This window comes from Mycobacterium sp. NGS49 (assembly GCF_059812565.1).
On record NZ_JCALCX010000048.1, the window covers coordinates 23971 to 31588 of the forward strand.

Below are 7618 nucleotides of genomic sequence, written 5' to 3' on the forward strand. Positions count from 1 at the left end.
GAAGTGAGTACGCCTGCCGCGCGATATTGTACGGCTTGGCCGGGTGTTTAACTACAGGCCGAAACCGGCGTCACCACGGGGACGACGAACTCCTCGATCATCGCCCGCTCGTCGTCCTCGTCTCGCCCGGGGAACATCAGCATCGAGATGATCACCCGCACCGCCCAGCGTGCGCGGCGTTCGATGGCGGCCGGCTCGTCGGGCGCCAGCGAGCCGAGGAAGCCGGCGGCCAGGGCGGTGATCACTTCGGACTGACCGGCCAGTTCGCCCCCGATCGGCAATCGGGCAGAGCCGAACCATGCTGCCAGTGCCGGGTTTTCGCGAACCATCCGCAACGTGGCGGTGACGCCGGCGATCAGTCTTTGGCGTGGGTCCTCGATGCGGTCGATCAGCCGCAGGATCTCGGCGCCCAATCGGTGTGTCTCACGGTGTACATAGGCGGTGCGCAAGGATTCCCGGCTGTCGAAGTAGCGGTACAGCGTTGCGCGCGAACAGCCGGCGGCTCTGGCGATGTCGTTCATGCCGACCGACGCCGGATCGTGCGCGGTGAACAGTCGCTCGGCGGCGTCGAGGATCCGGTCCGCGGCGACCTCGCTACGGCGTTCACCCAGCCAGTCGTCGGCCATCAGGACGGCACCCGAACCGGCACCGACAACGGGCGCCGTACGTAGTGACCGCCGGACCACACCACGCTGGCCACGTCGACCTCGAAGCCGGGGCATCGACTTAACAGCTCACCGAGTGCCACCCGGGATTGCATCCGCGCAGCCGCCGACCCCAGGCAGTGGTGTGCGCCGTGGCTGAAGGTCAGGATGTTGCGTGGCCGGCGCGTGACATCGAGTTCGCCTGCGTCGTGGCCGTATTGGCGCTCGTCGCGGTTGGCCGACCCGTAGAGCAGCAGCACCCGGCGACCGGCCGGGATGGTGGTGTTCTCGATCGTCACGTCGTGGGTCACCGTGCGGGCCAGTCCCTGCACCGGCGAGGTGAGTCGCAGCAGTTCTTCGACCGCGTCCGGGATGAGGCCGGGATCAGCTATCAGCAGCTGACGCTGATCGGGTCGCTGGTGCAGCAACGGCATTGAGCCGCCCAGCATTCCGGTCACCGTGTCGTTGCCTCCGGTGACCATGGTGAAGGTGAACCCCAGGATGGACAGGATGCCGGAGATATCACCGTCGGCGCCCAGCCCGGCCGCCACCAGGTGCGAAATCGTGTCGTCCGCGGGTTCGGTGCGGCGTCGCTCGATCAGTGCAGTGAAGTACGCCATCATCGTCCCCACCGCGTCGCCGACCGTTTCCAGCGCGCTGGCAATGCCGCCCTCGGCCGTGTTGGCCGCGACGATAGCCTGGGTCCAGCCGTCGAATTGATCCCAGTCCTCTTCGGGGACACCGAGATAGTGCGCGACGACCATTGACGGCAACGGCTTGAAGAGTTCGGTGACGATGTCGCCCTCGCCGCGCGCCCGGATCTTCTCGATGCGCTCGACGACGAACTCGCGCACCTTGGGTTCGACGGCCTCCACCTGCCGCGGCGTGAAACCGCGCGACACCAGCTTGCGGAACTGCGTGTGTACCGGCGGATCCTGCATCACCATCGGCGGATTGTCCCGCAACCCGATCATGTCCAGATCGCCGTAGTTGACGGTGAGTCCCTGTGCCGAGGAGAACGTCTCGTGGTCACGGGCGGCCGCCCAGACGTCGGCGTGGCGGGACAGCACGTAGTAGTCGTCGTCGGGCCGTCCCGGCGGCACGACGTGATGCACCGGGTCGCGGTCACGCAGCGCTCGGTACATCGGCCACGGGTTCGCCCAGCTCTGCGGGGTGGCCAACACGAATGTCGGCGGGGCTTCATGAGACATAACCGCGGTCATGTCTTATTCGTACGACACCGGCCTGAAGGTGTCAAGCACCGGGTGTGAAATCGACGATCCTACGCCGTGTTGACGTCACAGGATTTCCCACCCGGCGGGGGAGGAGGAGCGGCTAGATGCCGGCGCCGGGGTTCAGGATGCCGTCGGGGTCGAGGGCCGCCTTGATGCGCCGATTCACCCGCGTGCGCCCAGGTTAGGGGTTACCGCCGCGCGATCTCGCGGGGCCGTCCGGGTGCAGCCACAGAGCTCGACATGCACCGCTGGAATCTGCAGATGTGATTATCAGACACGCGTAGAGTCTCGCAACGGTCGTGAACTGTTGGTGCCGTCGAACTTCCTGGGAGCCGGAATGTCTTTCTTGATCGCTGAACCCGGGGCTCTTGCGGCGGCGTCCGCGGATCTGAACGGGCTGGGCGCGGCGATCAATCGAGCCAACGCGACAGTCGCAGCCTCAACGACCCAAGTGTTGCCCGCAGCCGCCGACGAGGTCTCTGCCTCGATAGCGCGGTTGTTCGGTGAGTTCGCTGATGATTATCGGTCGATCAGCGCGCAGGTTGGTTACCCTAACCTAAGTCGTCGGCTACGACGAAGGGTGAGGATGAGCGAACACAAGACGTCTCGAGGCTTTGCGGGAGCAGTGCTCAAGCTACTTCGGGCGGGCGATTATCGGCTCACTGTCACCGGTCGGCGAGAGATCAGCCCCCACTACCATCGATTGAGCTTCGATGCGGGTGGTCTGCTCGCCGCCAACGAGGTGCATCCCACCATGTGGATACGGCTTTGGTTCGCCGACGGCGACAGATCGCATCAACGCGGTTACACGGTGGTCGACCCCGATCCCGACGCCGACACCTTCGACATCGAGTTCGCGCTGCACGACGGCATCGCGTCGAACTGGGCGAGAGCGGCCCAACCCGGCGACACCATCGAGGCGACCGTGATGGGCAGCAAGTTCGCGCTCCCTGAACCGCGCCCGATCGGGTACATCATCGTCGGCGACTGCGCCTCGCTGCCCGCCATCAACTCGCTACTGACAGCCATCGGCGATGCTCCCGCACAGATCTTCCTCGAGGCCGGCTGCGCCGACGACAAACACCTTCCAGTCGCCCGCGACACCGATGTCACCTGGGTGAACCGCCAGGGCGAGGCGCTCCTGGAGGCGGTGCGGTCGGCGGATGTCGACGGAGGCGGCTGTTTCGGTTGGGTGGCCTGCGACAGCCGAACTACCCGCTCGGTCGTCAAGGTGCTACGGGACAACTTCGGAATTCCGCGCAAATCAATTAAGTCGCAGGCTTATTGGGTGGCCTGATCGGCGTGAACTGTCCTGCTGTACATCATCTGTGTGGTATTCGAAAGACATCGGATTTCGCCTACCTGAGAAGGCGTGCACATGAACAAACCAGACGCGGCCGGTTTCGATCGTACGCAGCTGCCGCTTCCTGACACACCGAGTGGCGGTCAGGCCGGTCCTACCATTGCTGAGTCGGTGATGCCGACCATTGCCCCCATCCGGCCCCCGCACGGCGCACCCAATGTGGTCATCGTCTTGCTCGATGATGTGGGGTTTGGAGCCACCGCGACCTTCGGTGGTCCGGTTCCGTCCCCCACCGGTGACATGCTGGCGCGGGAAGGTCTGCGCTACAACCGATTTCATACCACCGCGCTGTGTTCACCAACGCGGGCGGCGTTGCTCACGGGTCGGAACCATCACGTCGTCAACACCGGCAACATCACCGAGTGGGCCACCGGCTACGACGGCTACAACAGCATCATCCCGAAATCGGCCGCCACCATTGCCGAGACGTTGCGGCTCAACGGCTACAGCACCGCAGCGTTCGGCAAGTGGCACAACACTCCGGTGTGGGAGGTCAGCCCCACCGGTCCATTTGACCGGTGGCCCACCGGTATGGGCTTCGAGGAGTTCTACGGCTTCATGGGAGGAGAAGCGCATCAATATAATCCGGGTTTGTACCACGGCACGGTGCCGGTCGAACGTCCCGAGGACGTCGAGGGCTACCACCTGACGACCGACCTCGCCGACCGGATGATCGAATGGGTACGTCGGCAGCGAGCCATCTCGCCAGATCGGCCCTTTTTCGTCTACTGGGCGCCTGGGGCGACCCACGCACCGCACCATGTCTCGCCAGAGTGGAGCCAGCCCTTCCGGGGCCGATTCGACTCGGGCTGGGACAGCGTTCGCGAGGAGATCTTCGCTCGCCAAAAACAACTGGGAGTGATCCCCGCCGACGCCGTGTTGACCGCGCGCCACGATTCGATCCCCGCGTGGGACTCTGTCTCGCCAGACAGGCGGCGCATCGCGGCCAGGCTCATGGAGATCTACGCCGGGTTCCTCGCCCACACCGACCATGAGATCGGGCGGATGGTCATGGCTCTCAAGGACATGGGCGAATGGGACAACACCTTGTTCATCTACGTCATCGGTGACAACGGGGCTGCCCCGGCCGGGGGAATCGACGGCGTCTTCAACGAGATGGTGGCACTCAACGGACTACAAGAAGACGTCACCGTCGTGCTGTCGAGAATGGACGATTTCGGCGGCCCGAAGGCCAGCAACGAGTATCCGGTCGGATTCGCCTGGTCGATGTGCACGCCGTTCCAGTTCACCAAGCAGTTCGCCAGCCACTTCGGCGGCACCCGCAACCCGATGATCGTGACCTGGCCCCAGCGGATCACCGACGGGGGCGGACTGCGCTGCCAATTTCACCACGTCGTCGACATCGCCCCGACAGTGCTGGAAGTCGCAGGCATCCCGCAACCCACGATTGTCAACGGTGCGGTCCAAAAGCCCTACGACGGCATCAGCTTCGCGTACACGTTCGACAGTGCCGCGGCGGAGGACCGTCGTCGCACCCAGTATTTCGAGATACAAGGGACTCGGGGGATCTACCACGAGGACTGGATCGCTTGCACCTATCACGCCAAGATCCAGTGGAGGAAATCCGAACTGCCGGCTTTCTCCGATGACCGCTGGGAGCTATACGACCTACGCAGCGACTTCAGCCAGGCCACCGACCTTGCTGCGGAGCACCCCGACAAGCTCGTCGAACTGAAGGCATTGTTCGAAGCCGAAGCCGCCAGAAACAATGTCTTTCCGATCGATGACCGGGGACCGATCCGCGCGATGGGTGCCCGACCCACGATTCTGGGTGAGCGTTCGTCGATCTCATTCGGGCAAGGCGCAATCCGAATGCCCGAGGACATCATCCGCAGCACGTTCAACCGGTCGTATTCCATCACTGCGACTGTCGACACCCCCGGCGGTGCGGCGGTAGCCGGCGTTCTGTTGGCCGCGGGCGGACACTTCGCGGGACTGTCGCTGTACGTGATGGAGGGACAGCCGGCCTTCACCTACAACTATTTCGGCACCGACTACACCACCATCACCGCAGCTGAGGTGTTGCCCGCCGGCGTGGCCACGGTCGAGATCCAATTCGACTACGACGGTGGCGGTTTGGGAAAAGGCGGTGTTGCTAGGCTGCTGCTCGATGGCCGCCAGGTCGGTTCCGCACGCATCGAACGCACCGTGCCATTCGGTTTTAGCGCCGACGAGGGACTCGATATCGGCATGGATGGCGGAACCCCCGCGGCGGACACCTATGACGGCACGTTCGCGTTCAACAGCAACATCAACGAGGTGACGATCCAGCTCCGGTGATGCCGATTCATCTTCATCGCAGTGCTCTCGATGTCGGCCTCGAATACTCGATGTCGGCAGTGGACATCTGGATCAACTTCGTGTCTGCTCTGATCCGGGGCTGGGTGGTCGACACCTGACTTTGCCGGCTTCGCCGACGACGCCGGAGAGTTCGACGCCGCTCTGCAGCGGATAGCGGATGATGTTCTGATTCAACGTGATTGGTTTCGAGGCTGCAAAGAGCTACCAGAGCCCGCCGATTTCGCCGCCGCCCGCTAATTCGCCCGTTACCAGCCAGTGCGCCCACTGGCTGCCCAGCTTCTGTACGGCGACATGGTCGAAGCGCGCAACCTGCTCCGCCTCGAGCTCGCTGCGGCAATCACGCGTGGGCCCCTTGTGGAAGAAGGCTTGGGCGCTGGACATGTGTGCTCCGCTGAACGGAGCCATCTCGTCTGCGTGGCCGCTTGTAATCGAACGAGCAATGCTCGGCGATGACGTCCATGTCCAGCGAGGCAGGGTCGATCCCGATGAACTCCGCGAGCCAGGTGATTTGTCCATGCACGTCGTCGGCGAGCCGGCGGTAGTGCAGCAGCACATTCGGTTCGTCGCGCAGTTCCCGATCGGCAACCGGGGGCACCGCCGATGGCTGTCAACGCAACAGAGTGCTGCAGACCAGAGATCAGCCGCTGTAGGCATGATTGCCGCCAAACCAGGCGTACCGCCGGTTGGACAACCACAGTTCGGTCTGACCTGGGTTTCCCGCGATAGCAAACCTAGCTCCGGCTCAGAGGCTCCGCAGGAGTCAATATGGTCGATTTCGTCCTAATTTGCGTTCTTTAAGTGATACTGGCCCCGTTCGGAATGGGAGTCGACCCAGAGCAGTCGTTCTGGCGTCATCGTCAGTGGCGGGAGCCGCAGATGTCTTTTGTCATCACATCGCCCGAAACGTTGGCCGCCGCGTCGTCGAACCTGGCCGGAATCGGGTCGGCGGTTCAGTCGGCCAGCGCGGCCGCGGCGGGTTCGACGACCACGTTGGCGGCCGCAGCCGCCGATGAAGTGTCGGCAGCGATCGCGGCGTTGTTCGGCACGCATGGCCAAGAGTTCCAAGAGCTCGGTAACCAGGCGGCGCTGTTCCATCAGCGATTCGTGCAGACGTTGAACTCCGGTGGCGCGGCGTACGCGCTGGCTGAGGCCGCTGCCGCGACACCGCTGCAGACATTGGAGCAGGACATTCTGGCGGTGATCAACGCGCCCAGCCTGTTCTTGACGGGCCGTCCGCTGATCGGTGACGGCGCGAACGGAGCGGCGGGAACCGGGCAGAAGGGCGGCGACGGCGGCTGGCTTTATGGCAACGGCGGGGCCGGTGGGTCCGGGGTGGCCGGTACGGCCACCAGCACCGCGGGCGGAACCGGCGGGGCTGGCGGGTCGGCCGGCCTGATCGGCCGCGGCGGTGCCGGGGGCGCCGGCGGGGTTGGGTGGGCCGGCACGGGTGGCGCGAACGGCGGGACCGGCGGGTCCGGCGGCGCTGGTGGCGCCGGTGGGTGGCTTTGTGGCAACGGCGGCGCCGGCGGCGTCGGCGGGGCGGGTGGCGCGGGCGGCATCGGTGTCACCCCCGGCCTGGGACTGCAGGGCGGTGACGGAGGCGTCGGGGGTACCGGCGGCAATGGCGGCGCCGGGGGTGCCGGACGTGCGCTGTTCTCCAGCGGCGGGGCCGGTGGGTCCGGCGGGATCGGCGGGTCCGGAGGTACCGGCGGCACCGGCGGCGACGGCGTGCTGGGCACCTTCGCCGGCGGCGGTGACGGGGTTGGCGGCAACGCCGGCAACGGAGGAAGCGGTGGCGCTGCGGGTAACGGTGGGACCGGTGGCGGTGGCGGCTCCGGCGGGTGGTTCGGCTCCCTGGGAGGAAACGGTAGCGGCGGCAACGGCGGCAACGGCGGCAGCGCCGGAGTCGGCGGCACCGGTGGTACCGGCGCGACCGGCGACTTCACCTCCGCCCTCAGCATGGGTACCGGCGGTAACGGCGGTAACGGCGGCAACGCCGGCATCGCACACGCAACGGGCGGACTCGGCGGCGCGGCCGGCACCGGCGGCGCGCC

The 7618-nt window shown here is 65.6% G+C and carries 7 protein-coding genes and 2 pseudogenes; 4 read left to right on the forward strand and 5 right to left on the reverse strand.

Annotated elements, in window-relative coordinates:
- Window positions 1–47 precede the first annotated feature (47 nt).
- From AC5Y7D_RS28500 to AC5Y7D_RS28510, 3 genes and pseudogenes are all read right to left on the reverse strand, one after another.
- Window positions 48–626 (reverse strand): TetR/AcrR family transcriptional regulator, encoded by a 579-nt coding sequence (locus tag AC5Y7D_RS28500; RefSeq protein WP_499929375.1) that lies wholly within the window; start codon window positions 624–626, stop codon window positions 48–50.
- Entirely contained in the window at window positions 626–1867 is a 1242-nt protein-coding gene (locus tag AC5Y7D_RS28505; protein WP_499929376.1) for a cytochrome P450, read from the reverse strand. Before AC5Y7D_RS28505 ends, AC5Y7D_RS28500 begins: the two co-directional genes overlap by 1 nt.
- Before the next feature lie 112 nt (window positions 1868–1979).
- Window positions 1980–2048 (reverse strand): annotated as a pseudogene (locus AC5Y7D_RS28510) (FAD-linked oxidase C-terminal domain-containing protein); the annotation flags it as partial.
- Window positions 2049–2216: 168 nt separating this feature from the next.
- Here AC5Y7D_RS28510 and AC5Y7D_RS28515 point away from each other — a divergent pair.
- From AC5Y7D_RS28515 to AC5Y7D_RS28525, 3 genes and pseudogenes are all read left to right on the forward strand, one after another.
- Window positions 2217–2411 (forward strand): annotated as a pseudogene (locus tag AC5Y7D_RS28515) (PE family protein); the annotation flags it as partial.
- A 54-nt stretch (window positions 2412–2465) separates the two neighbouring features.
- Window positions 2466–3176 carry a siderophore-interacting protein gene (locus tag AC5Y7D_RS28520; RefSeq protein ID WP_499929384.1) on the forward strand — a complete coding sequence of 237 codons (711 nt, stop codon included), beginning with the start codon at window positions 2466–2468 and terminating at the stop codon, window positions 3174–3176.
- 81 nt (window positions 3177–3257) lie between these two features.
- A complete protein-coding gene (locus AC5Y7D_RS28525) occupies window positions 3258–5543 on the forward strand; it encodes an arylsulfatase (protein ID WP_499929377.1) in 2286 nt (761 codons plus the stop codon).
- 222 nt (window positions 5544–5765) lie between these two features.
- Here the strand turns inward: AC5Y7D_RS28525 and AC5Y7D_RS28530 are convergent, their stop codons facing one another.
- Window positions 5766–5945: a hypothetical protein gene (locus tag AC5Y7D_RS28530; RefSeq protein ID WP_499929378.1), complete on the reverse strand. Its 180-nt coding sequence runs from the start codon at window positions 5943–5945 to the stop codon at window positions 5766–5768.
- Entirely contained in the window at window positions 5902–6159 is a 258-nt protein-coding gene (locus AC5Y7D_RS28535) for a sulfotransferase domain-containing protein (RefSeq protein ID WP_499929379.1), read from the reverse strand. The genes AC5Y7D_RS28530 and AC5Y7D_RS28535 overlap by 44 nt, the downstream gene beginning before the upstream one ends.
- A gap of 281 nt (window positions 6160–6440) precedes the next feature.
- On the opposite strand from AC5Y7D_RS28535, the gene AC5Y7D_RS28540 reads away from it, so the two are divergent.
- The coding region (locus tag AC5Y7D_RS28540) for a PE family protein (RefSeq protein WP_499929380.1) at window positions 6441–7618 on the forward strand (1178 nt) is incomplete at its 3' end.